The sequence below is a fragment of the Nonomuraea sp. NPDC049152 genome (genome assembly GCF_040648355.1).
GTDB lineage: Bacteria > Actinomycetota > Actinomycetes > Streptosporangiales > Streptosporangiaceae > Nonomuraea.
Genome location: NZ_JBEZDO010000010.1, coordinates 186,715 through 213,568 on the forward strand (window position 1 = coordinate 186,715; position 26,854 = coordinate 213,568).

27 protein-coding genes are annotated in these 26,854 nt (G+C 69.0%); 15 read left to right on the top strand and 12 right to left on the bottom strand.

The window, feature by feature from the left end:
* Positions 1-113: 113 nt before the first annotated feature.
* Positions 114-665 carry a winged helix-turn-helix domain-containing protein gene (locus tag AB0B45_RS20445; RefSeq protein WP_358132564.1) on the bottom strand — a complete coding sequence of 184 codons (552 nt, stop codon included), beginning with the start codon at positions 663-665 and terminating at the stop codon, positions 114-116.
* A 73-nt stretch (positions 666-738) separates the two neighbouring features.
* On the opposite strand from AB0B45_RS20445, the gene AB0B45_RS20450 reads away from it, so the two are divergent.
* The 3 genes from AB0B45_RS20450 (at position 739) to AB0B45_RS20460 (ending at position 4,309) form a co-directional block, all read left to right on the top strand.
* Positions 739-2,091: a M20/M25/M40 family metallo-hydrolase gene (locus AB0B45_RS20450; protein ID WP_358132566.1), complete on the top strand. Its 1,353-nt coding sequence runs from the start codon at positions 739-741 to the stop codon at positions 2,089-2,091.
* Complete coding sequence (locus AB0B45_RS20455) at positions 2,088-3,374, top strand: MFS transporter (RefSeq protein ID WP_358132568.1); 1,287 nt, start codon at positions 2,088-2,090, stop codon at positions 3,372-3,374. The genes AB0B45_RS20450 and AB0B45_RS20455 overlap by 4 nt, the downstream gene beginning before the upstream one ends.
* Positions 3,375-3,706: 332 nt before the next feature.
* Positions 3,707-4,309, top strand: a complete 603-nt coding sequence (locus AB0B45_RS20460) for a class I SAM-dependent methyltransferase (protein ID WP_358132570.1) — start codon at positions 3,707-3,709, stop codon at positions 4,307-4,309.
* Positions 4,310-4,464: 155 nt separating this feature from the next.
* Here the strand turns inward: AB0B45_RS20460 and AB0B45_RS20465 are convergent, their stop codons facing one another.
* Positions 4,465-5,202 (bottom strand): TetR/AcrR family transcriptional regulator, encoded by a 738-nt coding sequence (locus tag AB0B45_RS20465; protein ID WP_358132572.1) that lies wholly within the window; start codon positions 5,200-5,202, stop codon positions 4,465-4,467.
* Positions 5,203-5,311: 109 nt separating this feature from the next.
* On the opposite strand from AB0B45_RS20465, the gene AB0B45_RS20470 reads away from it, so the two are divergent.
* Positions 5,312-6,511, top strand: a complete 1,200-nt coding sequence (locus tag AB0B45_RS20470; protein ID WP_358132574.1) for an FAD-dependent monooxygenase — start codon at positions 5,312-5,314, stop codon at positions 6,509-6,511.
* Between the two features lie 116 nt (positions 6,512-6,627).
* On the opposite strand, the gene AB0B45_RS20475 is transcribed toward AB0B45_RS20470, so the two are convergent.
* The gene (locus tag AB0B45_RS20475; RefSeq protein WP_358132575.1) at positions 6,628-7,740 is read right to left on the bottom strand and encodes a glycosyltransferase; all 1,113 of its coding nucleotides are present in this window, start codon (positions 7,738-7,740) and stop codon (positions 6,628-6,630) included.
* A gap of 260 nt (positions 7,741-8,000) precedes the next feature.
* Here AB0B45_RS20475 and AB0B45_RS20480 point away from each other — a divergent pair, with 260 nt between their 5' ends.
* Positions 8,001-8,780 carry a SigB/SigF/SigG family RNA polymerase sigma factor gene (locus AB0B45_RS20480; RefSeq protein ID WP_358132577.1) on the top strand — a complete coding sequence of 260 codons (780 nt, stop codon included), beginning with the start codon at positions 8,001-8,003 and terminating at the stop codon, positions 8,778-8,780.
* A 146-nt stretch (positions 8,781-8,926) separates the two neighbouring features.
* Here the strand turns inward: AB0B45_RS20480 and AB0B45_RS20485 are convergent, their stop codons facing one another.
* The 4 genes from AB0B45_RS20485 to AB0B45_RS20500 form a co-directional block, all read right to left on the bottom strand.
* Positions 8,927-9,574 (bottom strand): response regulator transcription factor, encoded by a 648-nt coding sequence (locus tag AB0B45_RS20485; protein ID WP_358132579.1) that lies wholly within the window; start codon positions 9,572-9,574, stop codon positions 8,927-8,929.
* Positions 9,565-10,755 carry a sensor histidine kinase gene (locus AB0B45_RS20490; protein WP_358132581.1) on the bottom strand — a complete coding sequence of 397 codons (1,191 nt, stop codon included), beginning with the start codon at positions 10,753-10,755 and terminating at the stop codon, positions 9,565-9,567. The genes AB0B45_RS20485 and AB0B45_RS20490 overlap by 10 nt, the downstream gene beginning before the upstream one ends.
* Positions 10,755-11,477 carry a hypothetical protein gene (locus AB0B45_RS20495; protein WP_358132582.1) on the bottom strand — a complete coding sequence of 241 codons (723 nt, stop codon included), beginning with the start codon at positions 11,475-11,477 and terminating at the stop codon, positions 10,755-10,757. The genes AB0B45_RS20490 and AB0B45_RS20495 overlap by 1 nt, the downstream gene beginning before the upstream one ends.
* 312 nt (positions 11,478-11,789) lie before the next feature.
* Positions 11,790-12,653, bottom strand: coding sequence for an ACT domain-containing protein (locus AB0B45_RS20500; protein WP_358132584.1), 864 nt, complete (start codon positions 12,651-12,653; stop codon positions 11,790-11,792).
* A gap of 341 nt (positions 12,654-12,994) precedes the next feature.
* Here AB0B45_RS20500 and AB0B45_RS20505 point away from each other — a divergent pair, with 341 nt between their 5' ends.
* Positions 12,995-14,269 (top strand): trypsin-like peptidase domain-containing protein, encoded by a 1,275-nt coding sequence (locus AB0B45_RS20505; protein ID WP_358132586.1) that lies wholly within the window; start codon positions 12,995-12,997, stop codon positions 14,267-14,269.
* 327 nt (positions 14,270-14,596) lie between these two features.
* On the opposite strand, the gene AB0B45_RS20510 is transcribed toward AB0B45_RS20505, so the two are convergent.
* Complete coding sequence (locus tag AB0B45_RS20510; RefSeq protein ID WP_358132587.1) at positions 14,597-15,058, bottom strand: VOC family protein; 462 nt, start codon at positions 15,056-15,058, stop codon at positions 14,597-14,599.
* Entirely contained in the window at positions 15,055-15,642 is a 588-nt protein-coding gene (locus AB0B45_RS20515) for a DinB family protein (protein ID WP_358132589.1), read from the bottom strand. The genes AB0B45_RS20510 and AB0B45_RS20515 overlap by 4 nt, the downstream gene beginning before the upstream one ends.
* Positions 15,643-15,702: 60 nt before the next feature.
* Between AB0B45_RS20515 and AB0B45_RS20520 the strand changes: the two genes are divergently transcribed.
* The 5 genes from AB0B45_RS20520 (at position 15,703) to AB0B45_RS20540 (ending at position 19,835) form a co-directional block, all read left to right on the top strand.
* A complete protein-coding gene (locus AB0B45_RS20520; RefSeq protein ID WP_358132591.1) occupies positions 15,703-16,701 on the top strand; it encodes a WYL domain-containing protein in 999 nt (332 codons plus the stop codon).
* A 278-nt stretch (positions 16,702-16,979) separates the two neighbouring features.
* Complete coding sequence (locus AB0B45_RS20525; protein WP_358132593.1) at positions 16,980-17,444, top strand: MarR family transcriptional regulator; 465 nt, start codon at positions 16,980-16,982, stop codon at positions 17,442-17,444.
* Between the two features lie 87 nt (positions 17,445-17,531).
* The gene (locus AB0B45_RS20530) at positions 17,532-18,623 is read left to right on the top strand and encodes an FAD-dependent oxidoreductase (RefSeq protein ID WP_358132595.1); all 1,092 of its coding nucleotides are present in this window, start codon (positions 17,532-17,534) and stop codon (positions 18,621-18,623) included.
* A gap of 69 nt (positions 18,624-18,692) precedes the next feature.
* Positions 18,693-18,899: an aldo/keto reductase gene (locus AB0B45_RS20535; RefSeq protein WP_358132597.1), complete on the top strand. Its 207-nt coding sequence runs from the start codon at positions 18,693-18,695 to the stop codon at positions 18,897-18,899.
* A gap of 30 nt (positions 18,900-18,929) precedes the next feature.
* A complete protein-coding gene (locus tag AB0B45_RS20540; protein WP_358132598.1) occupies positions 18,930-19,835 on the top strand; it encodes an LLM class flavin-dependent oxidoreductase in 906 nt (301 codons plus the stop codon).
* Between the two features lie 212 nt (positions 19,836-20,047).
* Here the strand turns inward: AB0B45_RS20540 and AB0B45_RS20545 are convergent, their stop codons facing one another.
* Entirely contained in the window at positions 20,048-20,407 is a 360-nt protein-coding gene (locus tag AB0B45_RS20545; protein WP_358132600.1) for a hypothetical protein, read from the bottom strand.
* A gap of 190 nt (positions 20,408-20,597) precedes the next feature.
* On the opposite strand from AB0B45_RS20545, the gene AB0B45_RS20550 reads away from it, so the two are divergent.
* Complete coding sequence (locus AB0B45_RS20550) at positions 20,598-21,458, top strand: phosphotransferase (protein ID WP_358132601.1); 861 nt, start codon at positions 20,598-20,600, stop codon at positions 21,456-21,458.
* Positions 21,459-22,359: 901 nt separating this feature from the next.
* Here AB0B45_RS20550 and AB0B45_RS20555 read toward each other — a convergent pair.
* Positions 22,360-23,271, bottom strand: a complete 912-nt coding sequence (locus AB0B45_RS20555; protein ID WP_358132603.1) for a LysR family transcriptional regulator — start codon at positions 23,269-23,271, stop codon at positions 22,360-22,362.
* 88 nt (positions 23,272-23,359) lie between these two features.
* On the opposite strand from AB0B45_RS20555, the gene AB0B45_RS20560 reads away from it, so the two are divergent.
* From AB0B45_RS20560 to AB0B45_RS20570, 3 genes are read left to right on the top strand one after another with little or no spacing between them, the layout of a single operon-like run.
* Positions 23,360-24,613 (top strand): MFS transporter, encoded by a 1,254-nt coding sequence (locus AB0B45_RS20560; protein ID WP_358132605.1) that lies wholly within the window; start codon positions 23,360-23,362, stop codon positions 24,611-24,613.
* Between the two features lie 16 nt (positions 24,614-24,629).
* Entirely contained in the window at positions 24,630-24,764 is a 135-nt protein-coding gene (locus tag AB0B45_RS20565; RefSeq protein WP_358132606.1) for a hypothetical protein, read from the top strand.
* Entirely contained in the window at positions 24,761-25,651 is an 891-nt protein-coding gene (locus AB0B45_RS20570) for an SDR family oxidoreductase (protein WP_358132608.1), read from the top strand. The genes AB0B45_RS20565 and AB0B45_RS20570 overlap by 4 nt, the downstream gene beginning before the upstream one ends.
* A gap of 227 nt (positions 25,652-25,878) precedes the next feature.
* Here the strand turns inward: AB0B45_RS20570 and AB0B45_RS20575 are convergent, their stop codons facing one another.
* A complete protein-coding gene (locus AB0B45_RS20575) occupies positions 25,879-26,763 on the bottom strand; it encodes a sigma-70 family RNA polymerase sigma factor (RefSeq protein ID WP_358132610.1) in 885 nt (294 codons plus the stop codon).
* Positions 26,764-26,854 lie beyond the last annotated feature (91 nt).

Genomic DNA, 26,854 nt, shown 5'->3' on the forward strand with positions numbered 1-26,854 from the left:
GCTGCTGGAGGTCACCGAGTACGGCGAGGAACTGCGGCTGGAGCAGGTGTGGGAGGCGATTGATGCGATCGCGGCGAAGATCGCCTTGGCCACTCCGTGCCGGCGCGCCCGCCCTACGGCGTGTTTCCCTGCTCGACCGCGTTCCACAGGACGGATATCGGCGTGCCATCCGGTGTGGATCGGTTCTCGAATTCGTCGAGGAGGGCGTCGATCCGCTGGTCGAGTTCCGCGCGGGCCTCGGCGTCGAGGTGCAGGATCGCGCGTCGGGTGTGCTGGTTGGGGGTCGGGCCGTTCTCGACGAGTTCAGCGCGGTGGGCATCGACGATAGCCAGGTCGATCTGACCGGTCAGTTGGTCCGCACCTGTACCGAGGTCGAGACGCCAGGTTGCACCGGTGGCGCGGTAGGGGCGTTCCCATGCTCCATGTTCGCCCTGACGGGGTGGCTCGACGATGAGGAAGCCGGCGTCGGTGAGGGCTCGCACTCGGCGTAGCAGTGTGGCCGGCGCGACGCCGAGCCGCTGTGCGAGCTGCTGGTTGGTCTGTGATTTCTCCAGGCAGAGGCGCAGAATGCGCCAGCTCAGCGGGTGTGTCAGGGCGCGCAGGTCTTGCGGGGTCGCCCGCCTGCGCGGTTCCGGTTCAGCCATCGACAGCACGGATTCAGCCATTGACAGCAGTATAACCGATGCGCAGTATTGGGATCGATTTCACTTTGTGGAAGCAATGGCAAGGGGCGGTGGCATGGAATCGATCGAGGACATCAAGGAATACGTGGCGTGTAACCGGGCGCGGCACGAACAGGAGCTGGCCGACTGGATCGAGGTGCCGAGCGTCAGTGCCACCGGGGAGGGCATGCCGGAGGCAGCCGAGCACGCCAAGGGATTGCTGGCCGCGAGCGGCCTCGCTCCGCGGCTCGTCGAGACGGGCGGGTGGCCGCTGGTGGCTGGTCACGCGCCGGGTCCCGAGGGCAGCCCGCACGTGGTGATCTACGGGCACTACGACGTGCAGCCCGCCGGCCCGCTCGAGCAGTGGGACAGCCCGCCGTTCGAGGCCGCGATCCGTGATGGCCGGATGTATGGGCGCGGCACAGGCGACAACAAGGGGCAGCATTTCGCGCAGCTGCTCGCCGTACGCGCGCTGCGCGAGAGCGAGGAGGGGCTGCCCTGCTCGGTGACGGTGCTGCTCGACGGTGAGGAGGAAATCGGCAGTCCGCACCTCGCGGCCACGCTCGCAGGGATGCGCACGGACCTCGACGCGGACGTCGCGGTGTGGAGCGACGGGCCGGTTCACGACAGCTACGAGCCGACGGTACTGCTCGGCGTGCGCGGTGCGGTGAGTTTCGAGATCACGGTGCGGGGCGCGAATACCGCGTTGCATTCGGGGAACTGGGGCAACGTCGCGGCCAACCCGGCGTGGGAGCTGGTGTGGCTGCTGTCAACGATGCGGGCACCCGATGGACGCATCCTCGTCGAGGGCTACGACGCCGGCACCACCGAGTTGACCACGGCCGAGCGTGCGGCACTTGACCTGCTGCCCGTGGCCCCGCAGGAGCTACTGGCCGGAGTCGGGCTCGACCGCATGGACGCGTGCGGCGATGCCGGGGTCAACGAGCGGTTGGCGCTGCCCACCTTCACCATCAACTCGCTCACATGCCTGGACAATCAGGAGCACCGGTCGGTGATCCCGTCGGTCGCGATCGCCCGTTGTGACATGCGGCTCGCCTGCGGCCAACGGGCCGCCACGGTCGTCGATGCGGTGCGCAAGCACGTGGCCGCCCGCCTTCCGCACGCCGAGGTCGTGTTCAAGGCCATGATGGAGCCCTCGCGTACCTTGCTGGACGCGCCCTATGCGCAGGCGGTGCTCGATGGGGTGAGCGCCACGGCGGACAAGGCAGCGCTGTTCGCGCCCGCGATGGGAGGCAGCCTGCCGATCGCGGGCATCACCGACGGGCTCGGACTGCCCTGCTACGGCATTCCGCTGGCCAACGTCGACGAGCGCAACCACGCTCCCAACGAGAACTTCGAACTCGCTCGGTTCCATGACGGCATCGTGACCGCGGCCGCGGTCCTGCGCAGCATCGGTGGTGCAAAATGACCGGCAAGTGGCGGCCCGTGGCCGCAGCATCGGTCGGGAACGCGTTGGAATGGCTCAGCTTCACCGCGTACACCCTGGCTGCCAGCACCATCGCGAAACAATTCTTTCCCAGCCAGGATGAGAAGAGCTCACTGCTCCTGGCGTTCGGCACCGTCGCACTCGCCTATGTCGTCCGCCCGATCGGCGCGCTCGTGCTCGGCGCCTACGCCGACCGCGCGGGCCGGATGCCCGCACTGATGGCCTCCATCCGCATCATGGTGCTCGCCACGCTGATTATCACGTTCCTGCCCAGCTACAACACGATCGGTATCGCCGCACCGATCGGCATGGTGCTGGCGATGCTGCTGCAAGGCTTCTCCGCGGGCGGAGAGTTCGGCAGCGCCACGGGCTATCTCGTCGAGCAGAACGCCAACCGGCGCGGCTTCATGGCCAGCTGGCAGGGCGCCAGCCAGGCCTTCGCCACCGTTCTGGCCACCCTGCTGCTCGCGATCACCAGCAGCACCCTGACTGACGCGCAGTTCGAGGCGTGGGGCTGGCGCGTTCCCTTCGCGTTCGGTCTGCTGCTCGGCCCTGTCGGCTACTACATCCGCAAGAACCTCAGTGAGACACCGGAGTTCAGCCAGGCGCGCCGCACTGACCAGCTGAAGCAGCCCGTGGCACAGACACTGCGCTCACACAAGACCCGGATGGCGCTCTGCATCGGGATCCTCGCAGTGTCCACTGCCTACTCCTATCTGATCACCTACATGCCGACGTACGCCATCCGGCAATACGATCTGCCCGCGTCGACCAGCTTCGCCACTGTCATAATCACCGGCTCCATCATGGTGCTGATCGCTCCGCTCGCGGGCCACGTCTCCGACGTCATCGGCCGCACCAAGATGCTCACCATCGCGGCGGCGGGCATCGCCGTCTCCGGCATCCCGCTGTTCCTGCTCTTCCAAGCCGCGCCGAGTTTTGCCACGATGGCCATCGTCATGACGCTGATGGGGCTGATCAAACCCTGGTACACCGGACCCCTCGCCGCCCGCATGGCCGAACTCTTCCCGACCACAGCCCGGGGAACCGGCCTGTCCATCAGTTATAACGTGGGCGCCATCCTCTTCGGCGGCCTCACACCGGTCGCCGTCACCTGGCTGATCGCAACCCTCGACACGCCCCTCGCACCGGCGTTCTGGCTTGCCGCGCTCGCCGTGCTCTCGCTCGTCGGCGTGCTGGCCAGTGACCGTTATGTCCGCACGACAAGCCAGACCAATCTGACAAGCCAGCACGAGAAGGTGTGAAGGCGCGTCTGGTTCGCAGGCCATCCGGAGGCGCTTCCGGCTTGCCGAAACGACTGCGACGCCGACCGGGCTCCGTGACCACCGGCCGGGTATTCCGGCCGGTGGTCACTCGGCAGCACCAGCGCAGCCAACTCAGGTCGAGACCGTTGAGCGCTGGCACAACTGCGGCCGGGTGGCCGGCTCCGGAAAATCCCGCTGGTAGCGATGATGAGGAGCGACGCCTGGTGTGCCGGCGCCTACCTCGCCCGCCGACGCGCCATGCCTTCCTTCGATGGGGCCGTGCCGGTCAGGCTCCTGCACGTGTCAAGCCCCGTGTCCGGCAGGATGATCACATGACAGCGAAGAACGGCAGGCGATGGAACCACAACATCCACTACCACCCTCGCATTCTGCGCGCGGTCCCCGATGGCGCCCAGCGCGCCCTCGACATCGGCTGCGGCGAGGGCATGCTTGCCCGCGAACTCCGGAAGACCGTGCCGCACGTCACCGGAATCGACCTTGACGCGCCCAGCATCGACCAAGCCCGCGAGCACCCGGACGACGTCGACTACTTCCTCGGCGATTTCCTCACCCACCCCTTCGAGCCCGCCTCGTTCGACGTCATCGCATCCGTGGCCACCCTGCACCACATGGACGCCGCCGCCGGGTTGGCCCGCATGCGCGACCTGCTGCGCCCCGGCGGCGTCCTGGCCATCATCGGTTTGGCCCGTAGCACCATGCCCAACGACCTGCCGCGCGACCTGGCCGGCGTCGTCGTCGGTACCTTCCACCGCGCCGCGAAGGGCCACTGGGAGCATCCGTCGCCCACGGTGTGGCCGCCGCCGGTGACGTATCCGCAGATGCGAGAGTTGGCCGCCGAGATCCTGCCCGGCTCCCAGTATCGCCGCCACCTTCTGTGGCGTTACAGCATCACCTGGCGCAAGCCACAGGACTGAGCTGGGCCAGCCGGCCAGGCCGATGGCGTGGCGCACAGTCTCGCGGCCGAGCGGCGGCCATGCCAGTCCGGCTCAGCTCGCCCAGATGTGCCAAGAGCGCCGAAGAGGCGGAGGGCCGGCGGCGACGGATATGACCTGGGCGACGAGGCCCGATCTCATGTCGACCGGTCGGTGATGAGCATGGCGAGGCCGTCGAGGATGCGCCGCAAGCCGAATTCCAGGCCCTGGTCCTGGGACGAGTTCGCGGCGGCGGACGCTATGGCCGCGGTGAGCGCCGGATAGCGGTCGCCGTGCTGGCGCAGTAGCCGGGTGAGGGTCGAGGCCGTCGCCTGTTCGGCGTGCTGCATGGTGGTGCCCGCAGTGGTCACGGTCTGCTGCGCGATGTTGCGGATGTGGCCGTTGACGACGAGGACCGCGTCCAGTCGCTCGCCACCGTCGAGGCCGGTGCCGTCGAGCGCGGCCACAGCGCTCTCCATCCAGCCGAGCTCGTTCGGGCCGAAGACCCGGTTGCCCACGATGGCTCCCAGGAGCCAAGGGTGCCGCTGGTAGACCTCCCATATGTGCCAGGCCCAGGACTGCAGCTTGGCCCGCCAGCCATCTGGCACGCCGTCCAGGTCCGGCGGTTCGCCGATCGCCGTGTCGATCATGAGGGCGATCAGCTCGGCCTTCCCGGGAACGTAGCGGTACAAGGACATCTTGGTGAAGCCGAGGTCACCCGCGATCCGCTGCATCGAGACCGCGGCGGGCCCCTCTGCATCGGCTATCTCGATCGCGGCGTGCGCGATGCGCTCGACGCTGAGAGCCGGCTTGGGCCCGCGGCTGGGGCGCTCCCGCGGTCCCCACAGCAGCGTGATGACGCCTGTCTGATCTTCGAAGGCTTCGTTCTTGTCCACTACCGCATCCCCAGCTCGTGGGTTGGCACCCACGCCGAACTGTGTCTACCATACGCAAAATAGTGTCCGGTGGACACAGTTATTTCGCCCATCAACGGAGGATCGCGCAATGACCACACCCACAGGCGAGGCGGCGGGCGCTGGCAACGTGTTGATCTCTGGAGCCAGCATCGCCGGTCCGGCGCTGGCGTACTGGCTGGGCCGCTACGGCTTCAACCCCACGGTGGTGGAGGTGGCGCCCGCGCTGCGCGGCGGTGGCGCCGCGGTCGACTTCCGGGGCCCGACACATCTGACCGTGCTGGAGCGCATGGGAATCCTGGACGACCTGCGCCGGCTCGACACCGGTGGAAGCCCGTACAGCTTCGTCGACGAGACCGGCAGGGAAGTGGCGCGCCTGCCGGCCGAGTTCGCCGGCGGTGACGTGGAGGTCTTGCGCGAGGACCTGTCGCGTGTCCTGTACGAGCGCAGCAGGAACGCCACGCAGTACATCTTCGGTGACTCCATCGCCTCCATGACCGAGGCCGACGACGGGGTGCACGTCACGTTCGAGAAGGGCGCTCCGCGTACCTTCGACCTCGTGGTGGGCGCGGATGGACTGCACTCGAACGTGCGCAGGCTGGCCTTCGGGCCCGAGTCGCAGTTCGTCGGCTTCCTCGGCTACTACGTCGCCGGTTGGGATCTGCCAGACCACCTCAACGCGGGCCGCACGACGTTGCTGTACAACGTTCCCGGCAAACTCGCCAGCGTCGGCGGTGATCACCGCGACGGCACCAGGGCCCGCGCCTTCGTCGTTTTCGCCTCCGAACCCCTGGACTACGATCGTCGCGACCTCGACCAGCAGAAGAAGATCGTGGCCGACACCTTCAGCGGAGTCGGCTGGCAGGCTCCGCGGCTGATCGAGGCCTTGTGGGACGCGTCGGAGCTGTACTTCGACTCGATCAGCCGCGCCGATGTGAACCACTGGTCCACGGGCCGGGCGGCACTGGTCGGGGACGCCGCTTACGGTGCCACGATCGGCGGCATGGGCACCGGCATGGCCGTAGTTGGGGCCTACGTGCTGGCGGGAGAACTCGCGGCCGCCGGGGGCGACCATCGCAGCGCGTTCGCCCGGTACGAACAGCGGCTCCGCGACTACGCCACCGACTGCCAGAAGGGCGGGGAGCGGACCGGTCGGTTCCTCGCACCGGCGACCTCGACGCGCATCCGCATCCGCAACCGGATGCTGAACTCCCGGCTCGTGTCAGGCTGGCTCCTCAACCAGGGCCAGAAGGTGTCCAGCAATCTCACCCTCGGCGACTACCCGGGCTGAGAGCCGCCACGACCGCGGTACGGCCGGCGCCGCGGTGGCGTTGGCGTCGCGGCACGACCCCAACGCCACCGAAAGCCGGCACCGTCTCCTTCAAGTCGCCGGCGGCGGCAGGCGACTCAGGCGGCGGCCTTCTCGTAGACACGCAGGAGATCCTGGCTCACGCGCTCCCATGCGTACCTGGCGTTGGCGCGGTCGCTTCCCGCGAACCCCATCGCCGCGCGCCGCGTGGGGTCGCCCAGCAGCTCCCGAATCAGCCGCGCCGTGTGCGAGGGCCGGTCCGGCGGCACCAGCAGGCCGGTGACGCCGTCGGCCACCGAGTCGAGGTGAGCGCCGACCGCGGACGCGATGACCGGAATGCCGCAGGCCATGGCCTCCAGCGCGACCGTCCCCTTGGGCGCCTGGTGGGGGAGGGTGAGCACGATGTCGCTGCCGCGCATGAGCTTGGGCATCGACGCGTGCGGCACCTGGCCGAGGAAGGTGATCCTGTCCGCGACGCCGTACCGCTGAGCAAGCCGGCGTAGCCCGGCGAGCTGCGGATCGTCGTCCAGCCGGGCGGGCTCCGGCCCGCCGGCGACGACGAGTTCGACGTCGGGTACGGCACGCAGCGCGCTCAACGCGGTGTGCGCGCCCCGATCGGGCGCGAGCGAGCCGACGTGGAGCAGCCGCTTGCGGGACTGCTGGGCCTCGGCGGCGGTGCGGCGACGGAACCTGGAGACTTCCACGCCGTAGGGCACGACCTCGATCCGCTCGCGTGGAACGCCGAGCCTGACCAGGGTCGCCTTCTCCTCCTCCGACCTGGCCACCACGGCATCCGCCCGGCGGCCGAGTACCCGCTGCAGCGTCAGCCGCCTGGCGGCGTCGCCGCCGTGGCGGTGGAAGAACGTCTGCGTCACGGGCAGGTCGAGCCCCTGCACGCCGGCTATCGCCGCCAGGCCGCAGGTCCAGGCGTAGGCGTGCACGACATCGGGGCGGTCCGCGGTCCACTGCCGGTTCAGCGAGGCTCCGAACTCCGCCAGGTACGGCGTCAGCTCCTCAGGGGTCAGCTCCCGCGCGGGCCCGACCTCGAGGTGCTTGACGGTCACGCCCTTGCCGATCCGGGCGGCGGGCTTGGCCTCGCTGCTGCGTCGGCTGAAGAGGGTCACGCTGTGCTCACGGCCGAGCTCTCGTGCGATGGACAGCAGCTGAGCGCGCTGGGCGTGGGACTCACCGGAAACGATGGCAATCTTCATGACACACCTGTCCGAAAACAGTGGAAATAGGTGTGCCTGCTGCTTAGACACTGCCGTGGAGCGGCAGATCAGTTGTACCACGCCCCGCCGATCGTCCAAACCTCAGAAGAGAGATGAATCTTGATGGTTGAAAGGCTCGACGGTGGGGCATACTGGCTCGCAGAAGTCCAGCAGAGGGCTTGATCGCCGCATTCGGTGAGGTGTGCCCCTGCGCGGATTCAATCTGGCGGGCCGCCTGCATTCCCTTTCAGGAGTTAGCAGTGACCATCCAGAATCTCATCTCCTCCCATGACGCGACCGCCGAGGACCTCCTTGAGGAGATGGCCCGTCCGGACACGTCCCGGTCGGCCCGCGAACGGCTGTGCGAGCGCCTCGTCGCCATGCACCGCCCGCTGGTCCTGGAGATCACCCGGCGATACCGTTACCGGGGCGAGCCGTACGAGGACATCCTCCAGGCTGCCTACGTCGGCCTCATGAAGGCCATCAACGGCTTCGACCCCACGCTCGGTCACCCGTTCAAGGGCTACGCCGCCGTGACCATGAGCGGCGAGGTCAAGCGTCACTTCCGCGACCGTACCTGGGCCATCCGGGTGCCACGCGTCTACCAGGACCGCCGCGCCGAGCTCAACCGGCTGGTCGGTGAGCTGACTCAGGAACTCGGTGCCTCGCCCACCGTGGCCGAACTCGCCCAGCGGATGAACATCTCCGAAGAAGACGTCCTGCTCACCCTCGACGCCTCCTCCGCCTACAGCACGCTGTCCCTCGACGCTCCGGTCGGGACCGGCGACGACAGCGCCTCTCTGGGCGAGTTGATCCCTGAGGAGGACGGCGCCTTCGCCACGCTGGTCGACAAGGAGGCGGTCAAGCCGCTCATCGACGCCCTGCCTGACCGGGAGAGGAACATCCTGCTCCTGCGGTACTTCGGCAACATGACGCAGGCCGAGATCGCCGAGGAGTTCGGCATCTCCCAGATGCACGTCTCGCGGATCCTCCGCAAGGTCCTCGACCAGCTCCGCAGCGCACTCATGGCCGCCGTGTAAGCGGGTTCGACGGCCATCCCGCGGGGAGATCTTCCGGCACGGGCCCACGACGACCTACTCGCCCGCAGGACTCAACCGGCATGGCCGTCCCAGGATCAGGCCGGCGGATCCGCCATGACCCGATGGACGGCCGCCCGTCAACGCGGTCAGCGGGAGCGGAGGAAGGTGAGGGCGGCCAGCACCCTGCGGTGGTCGTCGGCGTCGGGTCCGAGGTCGAGCTTGGTGTAGACGCTGGTGACGTGCTTGGCCACGGCGGCCTCCGACACGTACAGCCGCTGGGCGATCGCGCTGTTGGAGCGGCCCTCGGCCACCAGCGCGAGCACCTGGCGTTCGCGGGGCGACAGCGCGTCGAGCGGGTCGTGGGCGCGATGGTGGACGAGCAGCTGGTGGATCACGTCGGGGTCGATGACCGTACCGCCCGAGGCGACCACGCGGGCGTCCTCAACGAACTGGGTGATCGCGCCGATCCTGTCCTTGAGCAGGTAGCCGATGCCGCGCGTGCCCGCCTCCATGAGCTCGCCCGCCGCGGCCTCCTCGACGATCTGCGACAGGACCAGGACACCGAGCCCCGGATGCTCGCGACGCAGCGCGATGGCCGCCCTCAGCCCCTCGTCGCGGAAGGTCGGCGGCATGCGGACGTCGACCACGACCAGGTCGGGCACCTCGCCGCCGACGGCGCGCACCAGTTCGACGGCGCTGCCGACGGCGGCGACCACCTCGTGGCCGAACCTGGCGAAGATTCCGGTCAGCCCCTCCCTGAGAAGGACCGAGTCCTCCGCGATCATCAGTCGCATGGGATGCGCACCCTGAGCGTGGTCGGCCCCCCTGGCGGGCTGCTGAGCGAGAGCGTCCCGTCGAGGACGCCGATCCTGTCGGCCAGCCCGCTGATCCCGCTGCCCGCCGCGGGGTCGGCGCCGCCGCTGCCGTCGTCGCTCACCTCGATGACCAGCACGCCGTCCGACAGTGCGGCGCTGATGGCGGCCTGCCGCGCGTCACTGTGTTTGATCACGTTGGTGAGGGCCTCCGAGACGCAGAAGTAGGCCGCCGCCTCCACCCCGGGTGGCGGCCGGTACGGCAGGGCGAGGTCGAGCGTCACGGGGACGGAACAGTGACGGGCCAGGTCGGCGACGGCGACGCCGAGCCCCCTGTCGGTGAGCGCCGACGGATGCATGCCCCTGATGACCCTGCGAAGCTCGCCCAGCGCGGCCTCGGTGTGCCCGTAGGCCAGGTCGATGGCCTGCGCCGTGCGCGCGGGATCGGTCCCGACGTCGAGCCGCGCCAGGCCGAGTTGCATGAGCACGGCGGTGAGCTGGTGCTGGGTGCCGTCGTGGAGGTCCCGCTCGATGCGCCGCCGCTCGGCCTCGAACCCGTCGACCAGCCTGGCCCTCGACCTGGTCAGCTCGATCATCCGCGCCTCGGCGGGCGCGGTGAGCAGGCTGCGCGCCAGCGCCCCCTGGGCCGCGGCCATCAGCGTGAACAGGTACGCGCAACCGGCCAGCCAGACCAGCGTGACGAGCGCGCTGAGCCCCGTCGCCAATGACGCGGTGGGAAGCCACCCGGCCGCCCACGAGTGGAACCCATCGACGAACCAGAAGACCGTCACCGCGACGAGCAGCAGGGCGATGATGTCGACGACGGGCAGGATCGTCACCCACAGGAGCCCGTAGCCGATCTCCCGCCACAGGAAGATCGGCGTTTTGGGCCGCGGCGCGGGCGCCTCGACCGGGTCGATCAGCCTCAGTCGCCTGCGTTCCAGGGCTGCGATTGGGTTGCTGAGCGCTCCCGCGACGACCAGCAAGATGATCATCCCGACCACGAGGGCGGCCTGCCGTCCCAAGGATGACAGGCAGGCCACGCCCGCCACGCTCGGCAGGCCGGTCAGCAGGTAGGCGAGCGCTCGCCATGGCCAGGACGACGCGAGGAACCGCAGCGGGTTCCCCGTGATCGCCTGCCATGGGGTCGTCGCTCGCTTCATCAGCCCTTGATCGTCCTGGTGACCTTGCCCTTGGCGTTCAAGAACTGGATCTGCGGATCGCCCTCATCGTCGACGCGCAGCACGATGCGTGGCTTTCCCTTCCCGTCGGCGAGCGTCAGCCCAACCGACTTGTCAGGATTTTTGCCGAAGAAGGCCCGCTTCGGGCTGGGGTACTTCTTCTCCAACTCAGCCATCGCCTTGTCCTGCTCGGGTCCCGGCGGCATCTGCTGGATCTTCGTGTACTCCTCGAACATGGCGGAGAGAGGCGTGTCGGGCCGATCCTGAACCGTCAGGCCGACGCCGCGCTTGCCCTGGTCCTCGGCGTACCGGAGGATCAGGGTCTGGTCCTGCTTGTACTGGTCGAAGGCCAGCTGCCCGCCCGCACCCTGCCTCCCATCGACGACGGAGCTGTCGACGCCCATGCCGCCCGCCTCATCTCCTTCGGCGTTGTAGAAGATCATGCCTGCCCGTCGTCCCGCATTGCCCAGATCGACGCCGTTCACGACGGCGGCGGGCGACTTCACCTTGTTGCTCAGCACCAGGCGCGGCTTGCCGTCCGGCTCGACCACGTTGATCCGCTGAACGTCGATCTCCTCGAACGTCGTCTTGCCGCCATCCTGGGCGACGGCCTGTCCGCTGCCACCGATGACCACCCCGAGCGCCACCGCCGCGACCACTGCGCCGACCGCGTAGACCCGCGGCCTCATCGTCACTCTGTCCATGCCTTCGATGATCGTAGTCGCCGTCGGGCAACGCAGTGAGGCTGGTAACCGATCCCGGGTAGAGGTTCTTCTACCTCGCACGGTGGGTGCGATTGGAAGCGCTCGGGGTGGCCGGCCCTGCGCGTGGCACCGTGCAAGCCGGGCCGATGAACGGGGCCGGCTCGTGCCGTACCGCGCCGATCACGGTGTCGCATGCTGCGCGGGTCTCTCCGCCGGTCTCGAGGCCGCCCCAAGCGAGGGGCTCCCCACGGCGAAGCATCCGATGGTGGACGTTGACACGGGGGGCTCACCGGGACGGCCGGATGTGGGGCCTCAGGTGGTTCCGCTGTAGCGGGCGCCCCTGGCGGCGGCGGCCAGCGCGGCGGCTCTGGCCGCCTCGGCCGGGGTGAAGGGCAGACCGGGCCGCCTGAGCAGCAGGGCCCGCTCGGGGTGTACGGAGATCACCATCGTGCTGTTGAGTTCGGCGTTGTCGTCGACGGTCTCGCCCGGGCGGCGCCACTCGATCTCCGAGACCCGCAGCAGCTCCGCCATCGCCTGCGGGAGCTGCTCGGGATCGTCGTGCACCCGCTGCGCCAGCAGCAGCCCCTGGATGCCGGGGTCGATCAGGTCCTTGACCTGCGCGGGCACGACCAGCACGTCGAGGCCGCCCGCCTCGGACAGCGCGGCGTGCAGCAGGCCGGGATTCAGGTGGGTGGGCGCCTCGACGACGAACTCGTCGAGCGCGTCGCAGCCGGCCGGCGTGATCGCGCTGCTGCCGGTGGGGGCGATGTGCAGCGCCAGTATGTTGCAGCCCAGCCGGCCGAACGCGCCGGCCACCTCGGCCAGGCGGCCGGGGCGTTCCACCACGCGCATCCGGATCCGCCACAACGTCATGGTGTTGCTCCTCTGGCCGTCGGGAAGCGCCGGGAGGGTACGCCCGGACTTCCGGCGCGCGGTCACCGCCCGCCCGGTCTTCACGCGCTTGTGGACGGCCGAGCCGACGATCAGGGCGCCGCCGAGCCCCACCAGCAGCACCGGTCCAGGATCGGTGTGCCCGAGGAGGGTGGCGAGCAGGTGGGCCACGCCGACCGCCAGGAAAAGCGCGGCCACCTCCAGGATCTCTCGCCACCAGGAGCGCGCGTGCTGCGAGCGGTCGTGTCCGGCACGCGGATGAATCGCCTTCGGTGCATCGCTCATGCCGGCCAGTCTCACCGCGGGGTGTTACGCCGCCGTGAACCGCGGAATTGCGCGGGCATTAAACCGTCTTCACGGGTAGGGCGCCATGTGGCACGCGCCGGTGAGGTACCACCGGGGAGGAGCGCCGCCATGCTTCCCGCGGCGAGCCCGGCAGCGAGGCTGATGGGTGCTCGTCGGGCGGAGAGGCCCCGGCCGGCTGCGGGGGCGGCATCTGAGCGAAGCTTACGCCGCCATCAGTTCGGCGTCTCCCGACGAAGTGCGCAAGGAGGTCGAAACCGGACAGCAAGTCGCCTGCCAGTGCTTCGCCGCAGTCTTTCGGAAGGGCCAACCGAGGGGGATGCATGCGTAAGTCAATAGCGACAGCGGCGGCTGCGGGAATCGCACTGGCCGGCGTCACGGCACTGCAGGGGAGTGCGCTCGCCAGTCCCAAGCCGAGAGACGTCGCGGTAGCCACGATGCTGGCCGCGAAGACCAGCCCTGCCGTACAGGCCATCGGCCTGGACTACACGGGCACGGTCATGGTTCCACAGCCCGTGCCGACGAAGGCGTTCGAGGAGCTGTTCGCGAAGGCGGAACGGCACGCGGAAGCAGGCCGCCTGCCCGCCGACCAGCAGAGCCAGCTCAAGTGGGTTCTCAGGACGGCAGCGAAGAACGTCACCAAGTACCTCGCTCCAGGCAAGACGGTCGAGAAAGCGACCGTGTCGACAGGCTTCACCTGCACCGGTTGGTGGATCACACCCGACGGTTACATGGTGACCGGGCAGCACTGTGTCGCCCAGCCCGATGCCCAGGTGCGAGAGCTGCTCGCCGATGCGGTACTGCCGAAGGCGATCAAGGGAAACCAGCAGAGCTTCCTCAAGCAGATGTCCAGGTTCGCCCAGTCGGATGACGCCATGGCGCAGCTGGCGGAAACCCTGTTCACCAGCTATCACCACAAGAACGTGCGCTTGACCGGCGTCAAAAGGGAGCATCACGTCGCCGTGCAGGACGCCGACGGCGCGATCACCATTCGGAACCTCAACCTGGTCGCCGAGGGGAGCCGCTGGCCAGGCGAGGACTTCGCGCTGCTGAAGATGGAGGAGGCGAGTGGCCTGCCGACCCTGTCGCTGGGCAACGACGACGATGTCAGAGTCGGCGATCATCTCTACATCAGCGGATTTCCCGGCATCACGATGCTGGACCCTGCCCTGGACCCGCGGTCGAAGTTCTATCCGTCGCTGACCGACGGCGCCTACAACGTCAAGCGGACGAGCACGATGAGTGTGCCGTACCTGCAGGTTCAGGCTCCGGCGTACGGCGGCAACTCCGGCGGGCCGGTGTTCGGCGAGGACGGTAAGGTCATCGGGATGCTGACCGCCGGACCGCAGCTGGACGGCGGCACGGCCGAGACCGCAAGCTACGTGCTACCGGTCAGCATCATCCGCAAGAAGCTGGCCGCGGCGGGTGCCAGGCCGGTCTTGGCGGAGACGTCGCAGATCTACGACTCAGCCCTGGAGGACTTCTTCGCCGGGCGGTACGACACGGCGCTCGACAAGTTCCATCGGGTGCAGGAGCTGTACCCCGCCCACCCCTACGTCGGCGGGTTCATCGCCGATGCCGAGAAGGCCCTTCGCTAGTCAGACAGAGCTGACGCGCCCTCGCCTCTCAACCGGAAGGCGAGGGCCCCGCTATGCAGCCCTTGCCCTGGCACCGGGCTGGTCGCCCTCTACCGAGACCACCGGCTCGGCCCGGTCGGAGTGGAGGAACATCCATGCGAGGGTCCGGGTCGCGGACGCCACCGCCCGCCGCAACCCCAACGGCTACGTCTACCCAAGGGTGCCGAGCGAGCCGGGGCTGCGCGGCGGCCAGGTCACCTTCGGCCAGGACATCACGCTGGGGCGGCCGGCCCAGGATGCGCTGGACCTGCCCGAGGAGGTCGTCCGGGAGGCGATGACCCCGGCCTGTCAGTCCAGGCAGAACTCGTTGCCCTCGGGGTCGTTCATCACGATGGTGCCTGCGCTCATCGGGGGAGCGGGTTCGTAGCGACGTACCCGCGTCGCTCCCAGCGCGACGAGCCGGTCGCACTCGACCTCCAGCGCCGCCATCCGCTCCTCTCCCTGCAACCCTGGAGCCGCACGGACGTCGAGGTGGACGCGGTTCTTGGCGACCTTGTCCTCCGGCACCTGCTGGAAGAACAGCCGTGGGCCGTGCCCGTCCGGGTCCTCGATGGCCGACCTCGTGTTGCGCTCCTCCTCCGGTACGCCGACCCGCGCGAGGAAGTCGTCCCACGCGGCCAGTGGGTCGGCGCCCTCGGGCAGGTCGACTCCGGGCGGGCCGGGGTGGACGTAGCCCAGTACATCGCGCCAGAAGGACGACAGCGCCCGCGGGTCGTGGGCGTCGAAGGTGACCTGGATGTGGCGGCTCATCGGGTTGCTCCGTTCGTAGCGGCTTTCGTGTGCAGGTAGAGGTCGCGCAGCAGGCACACCTCGGCCAGGTGGTGGATCAGCTCGCGGTGGATGTGCAGCACCAGATCGGCCATGGGCGCCTCGGGGAAGGGCTCCTTCGCGCCGAGCGGGACCCTGAGCCCTGCCTCGCCCAGGCCGCGCACCCCCGCCAGCCAGACGTCGAGCTGGGCCTCGAGCTGGTCGAGCGCGGCGGCAGCGCTGCAGGCGTACTCCCAGGTCTCGTAGGACGCCGCCGGCGCGCCGAAGTGTGCCGCGTTGCGCGCGGCGAGCACGCCGACGATGACGTGACCGAGTCGCCAGGCGATCGTGGTGAAGGCCGTGGGGACCGGCTGGGGGAAGGCGTAGTCGATCGTGAAGTCCCCGGCACCGACCTGCACGGGCGCCGTCGAGCTGCCGCGCGGCCGCACGCTCCAGGCGTCCGGCACCGGCGACCAGAAGTACTCGTCGTCGGTGAGGCCGTCGAGCCTGGCTCGAAGCTGATGGTTCCAGTGGAACTCCCACTGCTCGCGCAGCGTCCGGTTCCAGTCGAGTTCGTCTGCGTCCATGGAGCCACCTTGTCACCTCTAGCGGACAGCATCGGTCCGCTATCTGGCAGGGTGGACGACATGGACGTGGCGAGCGGTGACGAGCGAGGTACGACGGAGCGGGTGCTCACCCTGCTCGGGCTGCTGCAGCAGCGCCAGGTCTGGACCGGCCCCGAGCTCGCCGACCGGTTGGGGGTCACGCCGCGCACGGTACGGCGTGATGTCGAGCGGCTGCGCACGCTCGGCTATCAGGTGCATGCCAGCCAGGGTGTCGGCGGCGGCTACCAGCTCGGCCAGGGACAGGACCTGCCGCCGCTGCTGCTCGACGACGAGGAGGCGATCGCCACTGCGGTCTCGCTGCTCGCCGGCGCGGGTGGCGCGGTCGCCGGCGCCGGCGACGCCGCACTCCGGGCGCTGACCAAGCTCGACCGGGTGCTGCCCACCCGGCTGCGGCACGAGGTGCGCGCGCTCTCCGACTCGGTTGAGTCCTTCGGCGGCGGCCGCACGCCGGTCGACCCCGAGGTGCTCATGACGCTGGCCAGAGCCTGCCGCGACGAGGTCGAGGCCGGCTTCGACTACCCGTCAGGGAGCCAGGTGCGACGGCGGCGGGCCGAGCCCTACCGCCTGGTCGCCTCCGACCGGCGCTGGTACCTCCTCGCCTACGACCTCGATCGCGACGACTGGCGCAGCTTCCGCGTCGACCGGATGACCGAGGTGTCTGCGCGGACCTGGCGCTTCCGCCCGCGCGCGGCGCCCGACGCGGCGACGTACGTGCAGGAGGCTGTGGCGAGTCGGGTCTACCCGCACCAGGCGCGCTTCCTCGTGCACGCGTCGGCCGACACGGTGCGCGCGCAGATTCCGGAGTCGGCGGCCGTCGTAGGACGGCGAGGGAGCGAGCTCTGCGAGGTGCTCAGTGGCGCCGGCAGCCTCGACTTCGTACTCATGCACGTGCTCCTGCTGGGGCACGACTTCGAGGTACTCGACCCTCCGGAGCTCGGGAGGCGCTGTCGCGAGCTGGCGGAGAGACTGCTGTCGGCCGGTGCAACGATCTCACCGGTGCCGGACATGGACGAGTCATGAGATGCCCCACCCGCCAGGAAATCGATTGTCAACGGCCCGCCCGAGGAAGCCGCTTCGGCCAGGCTCGACCCGAGATCGAGCCCAGCCTGGCCCTCAGCGATCCGCTGCCGAGCCGCAGCCTTGAGCGCCTTGAGCCCTCCCTCATCGTGCGCAGACCCGAGATGCTCGAGTCGCGGGACCCGAGGAGCTCCAGTCCGAGGTCGTGGGCGCGAAGCTGTTCGGCGAGTTCGGCCACCATGAGGCGGTAGTTCGTCCCACGAATTTGTTACTCTGGCCCAGTGAGCAAGCATGTTGACGGCCAGATCGGGACCGTGGCGGCGCTGGTGCGGTCAACGTTCCTGGTGAATGCCGTGTACGCAGATTCCGCCCGCGAGTACGGCCTCACCCAGCAGCAGGGCCAATTGCTGTGCGTCCTGATGGCGCAGCCGTACGGCATGAGCGAGCTGGGCGCGGTGCTCGGCCTGGCCAAGTCGAGCCTGACCGGTCTGGTGGACCGCACCGAGCGCAACGGCCTGGTCCAGCGCAAACCCGACCCCCAGGACTCCCGCGCGGTGAGGGTGGCGCTCACCAGGCAGGGCGCCAAGCTGGCCGACGAGTTCTACACCGAGACCTGCCGCCGCGTCGAGGAGCTGACCTCGGGGTTCGCCCCGGCCGAGCGCGACACGCTTGCCGCTCTGCTCGGCCGCGTCGTGACGGACAACAAGGTTCCCACCGTCTTCATGGAACCGGATCCCACGCGCTGAACTCGAGAAGGAGTTGCAGTTCGTGCTACGAACTAATATGGTTCGTGACACGAACTCAACTCCCCTTTTTGTGTTGGAGCGTGAATCATGAGTCGTACAGTCGTGGTCATCGGCGGAGGTTACGGTGGTTCTGCAGTCGCAAAGGCGCTGGACCCGGAGGCAGACGTCGTCCTCATCGACCCCCGTGACGCGTTCATCAACTCGGCCGGCTCGCTGCGGGCGCTGACCCAGCCCGACTGGGCGCACAACATGTTCTTCCCCTACGACCAGTGGCTCAGGCGCGGCACGGTGGTGCGCGACCGCGCGGTCTCGGTGGACCCCGGCGGCGTCACGCTGGCCTCAGGCCGGCGGGTCGAGGCCGACTACCTGGTCCTGGCCACGGGCTCCAGCTACGCCTACCCCGCCAAACCCACCTTTGACTCCACAAGCGAGGTCCTGGACGACCTGCTCCGGACCCACAAGGAACTGGCGGATTCCGAGCGGGTGCTGATCCTCGGCGCCGGGCCGGTCGGCCTGGAACTGGCCGGGGAGATCAAGGAGGTCTGGCCGCACAAGCACGTGACCATCGTCGACCCGGCCGAGCAGCTGCTGGCCGCCTTCCCCGCGGAGATGCGCGAGGGGCTGCACCGCCAGCTCGAGGAGCTGGATGTCCACCTGCGGCTGGGCACCGGCCTGACCGCGCCTCCGGCGACCGAGCCCGGCCAGGTGGCGACGTTCACCGTCACCACGACCGTGGGGGAGGAGATCACCGCCGACATCTGGTTCCGCGCGCACGGCGTGCGCGTCAACAGCGACTACCTCGCCGGCGGCCGGCTGACGACCCGTACGCCGCAGGGGCAGGTTCCCGTCACCGAGACCCTCAACGTGCACGGATACGACCACGTCTACGCCATCGGCGACATCACCGATGTCGCCGAGGCCAAGATGGCCGGGTACGCGATGCAGCATGCGGAGGTGGTGGCCCAGAACATCATCGCCCAGCTGCGCGGCGAGCAGCCGACGGCCACCTACCAGCCGCTGCCCCACCCCATGATCCTGCTGCCGCTCGGCCCGCGTGGGGGCGTCGGCCAGTTGCCCACCCCCGACGGCCCGGCCGTCGTCCCAGCCGAGACTGTCTCGGCGTACAAGGGCGCCGACCTGTTCACCGGCCGCTTCACCGAGCAGTTCGGCGCCGCCTGACATGGACTGCACCCAGCTCGGCCGCAGCGGCCTCGCCGTGTCCCGGCTCGTCCTGGGCATCATGAACAGGTGTGCACCGCCATCGGCGAGGACCCTGCTGACGTCGGGCCGGCCTGGTCGCTCGCGCAGGACGGCGTGACCGGGCCGATCATCGGGCCGCGCACGGTCGAGCAGCTCGACGGCTCGCTCCGGGCCCTGGCGATCACCCTTGACGAGCTGTTCCCCCCACCAGGGCCGAACGGCGCCAAGCCCGCGCCGGAAGCGTACGCCTGGTGAACATCCCCATTCGCACGGAAAGGCAGAACATTGTCCACACATAACGTCGTCTTCGGTTTTGGCGCGCATTCCGGCATTGACGACATACCCGAGCTGTTGCGCATGGCCGAGCAGGCCGAGCGGGACGGGCTTGACATCTTCACATTGTCAGATCATCCCTACATCGGCGGGCGCCTGGACGCCTACGCCGCGCTCGGCTTCATCCTCGGGCGTACGCAGCGCATCGCCGGTTTCGCCAACGTCACCAATTTGCCGACCAGGCCCGCTCCCATGCTGGCCAGGACGGTGACATCGTTGTCGGCACTGTCGGGCGGCCGGATCGTGCTCGGCATGGGCGCGGGCGGGTTGTGGGATCGCATCGCCGACATGGGAGTGCCGCGGCTGACGCCCGGCGACGCCGTGGACGCCTTCGAGGAGGCGATCGTCCTGGTCAAGCTGCTGTCGGGCGGCGGCCCCGCGGTCACCTACCAGGGCAACCACTACCAGGTGAACCAGATCGAGCCCGCTCCCGTCGCCGCGCCTCCCGTGTGGACCGGATCGGTCGGCCCGAAATCCCTGGCCGCCACCGGCCGCGTGGCCGACGGCTGGATCCCCGGCCATGCGGCCGACTGGCTCAGCGAACGCTACCGGGCCTCGCGGCCCATCATCGATGAGGCGGCGGCGTCCGTCGGCCGCGATCCGAGCGAGATCCGCACGGTCTTCAACTTCCCCGGACGCATCACCGACCGGCCGCTGCCCGCCACGCGCGACCGCGACGGCCGCTGGCTCGGCGGCTCCGTCGGCCAGTGGGTCGAGGAACTGACCGGAGCCGTGCTGGAGCACGGCGCGTCGGGCTTCACGCTCTTCTCCGCCGGCCACGGCGTCCCGGACCTCACACTCCTGGCCCGCTGGGCCCAGGAGATCGTCCCGTCCGTACGCGAGGCGATCGCGAAGTAGTGCGACACCGGCCCGCTGTGGCTGCTCCGCTGCCCGGAACACTCGCTGCCGCTCCCGGTGTCTTCGTGACATGGACCTGGCCGGGCAGCAGCCGTCCGACGCCCACTTCCCGCACGGGGAGGCCCCAGCTCCCGGATCGACAGCGGGCGCCTGCTGGAAGGGACTGGCGAGGTCGCCCTCGAGGAGGCTCAGGTGGAAGTCGCGAGAAGAGCCTAGAGTCGGATCATGGTGGACTGATACCCGCCGCCCGGCCATTCCCATGCGCCAGTGTTGGTGGTGCGGTCCTCGTTGAAGGTGCCCACGTAGCGGGCAGGTGAGCCCTGCTCGCCGTACCAGATCGTCAGGGTGTCTCCGCTGACTTCCCAGGTGCACTCCAAGATCTGGGGAGATTTGCAGAACAGATGCGAGCGGAGGGTGCCCGTCTCCTGGCCGTATCCGATGTACTCCACGCCCTGGGTCTGGCCCCCTACATGTCGATGATGACCGTGGAGATTGAGCGGACGGACAGTTACGCGCATGCCGGCGTGGTGCACGCAGCACGGCAGGAGCGATGTCAGGTGATCGTAGGTCACGGATCACGTGGTGCCAAGAGACGGGGGCGCTGCTACCGGGCCCCAGGGGAGGGCCGGCGGCCGCCACGACGAGACCGCCCGCCGACCACGGCCATGACATGGATATGATCATGCGCTCCTGTTACCTCTGCGGGCGTGAAGCGGTGCTCGACACAGCCAGGGAATGATCGACCGGAGAAAGAGAATGTCAGTGAGTAAGCAGGTGCCTGGCGAGTTGCTGGAGATAGCCGATGCCCTCATGCCTGGCATCTCCCTGGACGCGGCACGGTTCTTCCAAGGCGGAATCCACGACGTTGTCCTGCTGCCGGGGATCGCGGCTGTACGGGTCAGCCAGCGACCATCGGGGGCACAGGCTTTGCCGCGGCGAACCGAACTGCTGCGGGTGATCGCGGCGTCCGGGCTGCCGTTCGCAGTGCCGGAGCCGTTGACGCCGGTGATGATGTTCGGAGAGCGGGCGGCCGTTGCCGTCTCATGGCTCGACGGCGCCGGGCTGCCCGACGGCGTGGGTGATCCCGCGAGGATCGGGGAGCTTCTCACGGCGCTGCGGGAGCTGGTCGTCACGCCAGAGTTGAGAGCAGTGCTGGGTGCGCCGCGTATGTACAGCGACGGCCATCACTGGGCCGACATCTTGGCCGAAGAGGTCATCCCGCGCCTCCCCGGCAAGTGGCGCGACGTAGGTCTGCGGCGGCTCGAAGACGCGCTCGCCCTGGAACCGGTCCAGGATTGCCTGGTGCATGGCGATCTTGGCGGAGAGAACATCCACTGGAGTGAGGACGGCAAGCTGATCGGCGTCCTGGACTGGGACCGCGCTCATCTATTCGACCCGGCGATCGACGCTGCCACCATGGGGTGGCTGCACGGCTGGGACAACCTTCGTGAAGCCGTCGACAGCGCCACCTATCGGCGCGCCCAGGTTTGGGACCGGACTTTCGGCGTGACTCACCTTGTCGCGGCGCTCGACGGCAGGCCCATGGCGCACGTTGACAGCTTTGTGCAGCACATCGTCGCGTGGTTGGAACAAGAACGCGATCCCACGTCCCGCCGGGGCTGACCAGGGGTGGGCAGCAGTTCTAAGACGGGTGATCGTGCGGGTTCTCCAGCGAGGAGTGTCCGTTCGGTACTTGTGCCACGAGGTGACCTTCGCCGACGGCACCACCGTCGCCACGATTCTGCTGGTCGGCGCGGACGGGGCGTGGTCACGGGTCCGGCTGCGACGCCGGTGAGCCCGAAACCTGGATGTCGTCAATGAGCGAGAAGTTGCTGGTATTGCGCTTGATCAAGTGCTGGTCGTTGAACTGCCGGTTGTCACCGGGGCCGGTGCCGGGGTCAGTACAACTGGGTCCCTGGATGAGACGGCCGCGACGGTGGGCTCCACGCGCGAGCGGGCGGATCAGCCGAAGCCGGCCCGGGACCTCGGGCGGGTAGAGGGTGCGCAGGTAGTGGCAGAACTCCAGGGACCGGGTCCGCTTCTTGATCGGTTTGATGTGGCCGTAGAGCCTGTCACCCTTGAGGTCCAGGGCGGCGAACAGGTGGCGGACCCCGCCGTTTTGTAGGTCGCCCGGCGCGGGCGGCGGGGCTCGCGGTCAGGGTCCTTGTGCCTGCCGCCGCGCTCGGCCCATTGCCGGCCCGGGTGGGGCTTCAGGTTGAGCGGCCCGAACTCGTCCATGCAGAAGATGACTTCAGGCTCGCCTTCCTCGGGTATGACCTCGCCGTCGGCGATCGCGTAGAGGTGTTCGACGCGGGCCTTCTTGGCCGCGTAGTCCGGATCGCGGGAGGTCTTCCAGGCGGGACATCGAGGTCCAGGTGACGGTGCTGGCCGCCCAGTCTTTGAGGGTGCCCTTGTGCCCGGGGGCAACTTCTCCGAGCGGGTAGTAGGTGCGGCCCGCCTTGGCCCGGTACCAGGTCAACAAAGAGATCACGTGACTGACGTCCGATACCCGGATTCTCCGCGGTCAGACCTCATTCGGCGGTTGATGCACGTCCGTTGACGGCACCCCGGAGATATCGAGGGCGGACAGGAACGCCGCGGCGGCAGGGGATGGAGGGAAGCGACTCCAGATGAGGTGCTCCATGCGGGCGGGAGCGTCGCGAAGCTGGAGGACGGGCAGATCGGGGAGCTCGGACACGAAGGCGGCGGGCAGCATCCCGATGCCCAGACCCTGTCGGATCAGGCGAGCCATGAAGTCCACGGTCGTCACTTCGAAAGCGACCTCGCGCCGGACTCCGGCCGCTGCGAACGCCTCGTCCGACTGGGCCCGCGCGGCGGTGCCCGGGGGGAAGTCGACGAACGGTTCATCCGACAGCTGGTGCAGGTCCACGCGCTCCCTGTCGGCCAATGGGTGGCCGGGCGCCACCACGGCGACGAGGTCGCCGCGCGCGAGTTCGCGGCCGCGGACGCCCTTGGGTCGTACGCCCAGTGGCAGCCCCAGGAACGCGGCGTCCAGGGTGCCCTGCCGCACCTGTTCGATCAGCTCCTCGCTCGCGCCCGAGCGGAGGCTGATCCGCACCTGCCGATGCTTCAGGTGGAAGTGCTTCAGCGCGGTCGGGAGATCGACGGCCGCGACGGTGGGAATGGCGCCGATGGCGAGCCGGCCCCGGATCTCGCCGGCGGCGGCCGCCACCTCGGCGCGCGCTCGTTCGGCGGCGTCGAGGGCCTGCCGGGCCGCGGGGAGGAACGCCTGGCCGGCCGGGGTCAACCGGACGCGACGGCTGGTGCGGTCGAACAGCTTGGCACCCAGCTCACGTTCCAGCCGGGCGATCTGGTGACTCAGCGCGGACTGGACGACCCGGCACTGCTCGGCGGCGCGGGTGAAGTTGCTCGTCTCCGCGACAGCGACGACGTAGCGCATTTGCTGAAGTTCCACGAATCAATCGTGATGCACGATCGGTTCGATGACAAACATGCGTTGGACTCATTGATCGTTGTCACCGAGGCTTGGGGGCATGAAAGAGATGAGACCTCGCACGGACGGCGGCCTGTCGCGTGGCCTGCTCCTGCTCATGTCGGCGGCGACCGGGTTGGCGGTCGCGGGAAACTACTTCGCGCAGCCGCTGCTTGATGTGATCGGCCGGGAACTGAACCTTGGATCCACGCTGGCGGCGCTGACGGTGACGGCCGCGCAGGGCGGGTATGCGCTGGGGCTGATCCTGCTGGTGCCGCTCGGCGATCTGGTGGAGCGGCGGCGGCTGGCGGTGTCGCTCTACGCGGCGACCGCGGTGTTCCTGCTGGTGTCGGCCACCGCCGCCAACGGCACGGTGCTCTTGGTCAGTACGGCCCTGACCGCGCTGACCTCGGTCGGAGCGCAAGTCGTGGTGCCGTTCGCGGCGACGCTGGCGGATCCGGCCGAGCGTGGCCGGGTGGTCGGCACGGTGATGACCGGGCTGATGCTCGGCCTGTTGCTGGCGCGGACCGCGTCCGGAGCGTTGTCGGAGCTGGGCGGCTGGCGGACGGTCTACTGGGTGAACGCGGTCCTGATGGCGCTGATGGCCGTACTGCTGCGCACCTTCCTGCCCCGGCTCGGCGGGGACGGCGGACGCCTGTCCTACCCGGGACTGCTGCGCTCGACGATCGCGATGTTCCGGTACGAGCCGTTGCTGCGGTGGCGGGCAGGTATCGGCGCGTTGAGTCTCGCCTCGTTCAGCGTGCTGTGGACGGCGCTGACCTTTCTGCTCGTGGGGTCGCCGTACGACTGGTCGGAGTCGGCTATCGGCCTGTTCGGCCTGGTCGGCGTCGCGGGCGCGCTGACCGCCACGGTGGCGGGGCGGCTCGCCGACCGCGGGCACGTCCAGATCGTGACCGGCGCAGGGACGGTCCTGCTGTTGGCGTCCTGGCTGGCGATCGCGGCGGGGGCGCGCTCGCTGGTCTGGCTGTTCGTCGGCGTGATCGTGCTGGACCTGGCGCATCAGGCGGTGCTCAACAGCAACCAGAACGTCCTCTACGCCCTCCGGCCCGAGGCCCGCAACCGGATCAACTCCGCCTTCATGACCTCCTTGTTCCTGGGCGGTGCGGTGGGCTCTGCGCTGACATCGGTGATCTGGGTGAACGGCGGCTGGACCGGCGTGTGCGTCCTGGGCGCCACCCTCTCGGCCGGGACCGTCGCGCTCTGGCTCCTGGAGCGCATGACCATCGACCGGGCGGCGGGCAAGCCCCCAAAGACCTCAGTTCACCAAGGCCATGACCCGACACCGGCCGCCTCGACCAACTGATCCAAGGAGCTGAACCATGCGCATCACCGTGTTCGGAGCGGCGGGAAACGTGGGAAGCCGCGCGGTAGCCGAGACGCTCGCTGGCGGCCACCAGGCCACCGCCGTGGTACGCAACCTGGTCCGTATCCCCACTACCTCCAAGGGAGAATGAGCGTGTCGCGCACCGTGCTGATCACCGGAGCCACCGGCACCGTGTCCACCGCACTGATGAACGCGCTGGAAGGGGCCGAGGTGGACCTTCGTGCTCTCGTCCGCGAAGAGTCCAAAGCGGACGGCCCGTGCGAGCGGGGCGCCGAGGTCTTCGTCGGTGACCTCGATGACGCTCGGTCGCTGCCGCCCGCCTTCGAGGGCGTGCAGGACGTGTGGCTGCTCACCCCGAACGGCCCGCGCGCTTCGGAGAACAACATGAACGCCGTGTGGGCCGCACGCCAGGCCGGTGTGGAGCGCGTCGTGCGCTTGTCCGTCGTCGGCGCGGCACACGACGCGCCGAACCGCAGCGGCAGGCTGCACGCCCTGTCCGACCGGGAGACCGAACGGTGCGGCATGCGCTGGACGATCCTGCGTCCACACTGGTTCATGCAGAACCTGCTGAACGAGGCGGGCGACATCTCCGCCACCGGCACGTTCTCGCTGAACATGGCCTCGGCGCGGATCGGTATGATCGACGTACGCGACATCGCCGAGTGCGCTGCCCGCGTGCTCCTCGACGACCCGGATCGCCATCACGGCGAGACGTACACTCTCACCGGCCCGCGCGCGCTGACGTTCGACGAGGTCGCCGACCAATTGAGTCTCGCTCTCGGCAGGACCATCACGTACCTGCCGGTCAGCGACGACGCCAAGCGCAAGACACTGCTCGGCTACGGCGTTCCGAAATGGATCGTCGACATGCTCGAGGAGTACGCGCAGGCGTATGTTTCGGGCTGGGGCGACTTCACCGCCGATACGGTCGCCGACCTTCTCGGCCACCCCCCGCGCGACATCGCCGACTTCGTCCGCGACCACGCCGCAGCGTTCTCCTCGGCCGACGACAGCTGAAACCGTGACCCGCTGGTCAGCCGCGATTTCCGTGCCTCGGCGACGATGCCCTCGGCGAGTTCGATGAGCGGCTCGTCGGTCCGCCCGATCGAATTGCGGCCTGGATGAGGACGTGCCGAGCACCTGCGGCGTGACGCCGTGAGCCGTTACCTCCGCCTGATGTGACGATCAGCCGGCTGGGTACGGCAGGTGGCTGCGTGATCCACCGCCGTACCCAGCGGAGGGTGTCAGGCGTCGAGGACGGCGAGGTCGAGTTGGCTGAGGCGATCCGGCTCCGCGATCACGTCGATCTCGGTGATCATGCCCTCGATGATCGTGAAGCTGAGCACCACGCGCAGTCGGCCGTGGGGAGCCATCGCGAGTCCGACCGCCCCGTCGACCATCGCCGGACCCGTGAACCAGGCCCGTTCCAGAGCGGCCATCGCTCCCTTGGCCACGGGCTGGGCGCCGCGGACCACGATGGGCTGAGGTGTGGGGACGACCGCCTTGTCGGCCCGCAGCACCACGTCGGGATGGAGCAGGGCGATCAGCGCCTCGAAGTCCCCGCCGCGAGTGGCGGCCAGGAAGGCGTCGACGATCCGACGCCGGCGGGTCACATCGGCGTCGGGCGCGGGGGTGACCCCCTTGACCCGGCGGCGGGCGCGGCTCGCGAGCTGCCTGGTCGCGGCCGGCGACCGCTCGAGCATCGGGGCGATCTCGTCGAAGGGTACGGCGAACATGTCGTGCAGCACGAAGGCGAGACGTTCGGCCGGAGGCAGCGTGTCGAGCACCACCAGCAGTGCCACCCCGACCGAGTCGGCCATCAACGCCTCCCGCTCGGGGTCGCCCCCGGAGTCCCGGCTGATGACCGGGTCGGACACCTGAATGTCGAAAGGCTCCTCGCGCCGATGCTCGCGCGAGCGCAGCATGTTCAGGCACAGGCGTGCCACCACCGTGGTCAGCCACGCGCCGAGGTTCTCCACGTCACTGGTGTCGGCGCGATTGAGGCGCAGCCAGGCGTCCTGCACGGCGTCATCGGCCTCGCTGAGCGAGCCGAGCATCCGGTAGGCCACCGCTTGCAGCTGGGGTCGATGCACCTCGAAACGCTCTATCAGCGATTCGCGTTCGTCCACCGTGTCACATTCCTTCGTCGCCGGGGGTCGTAGCAGTAGGTCCGCAAAACACCAGCTCAAGGTACCGGGAGGCCGACTCCCGGACAGAACC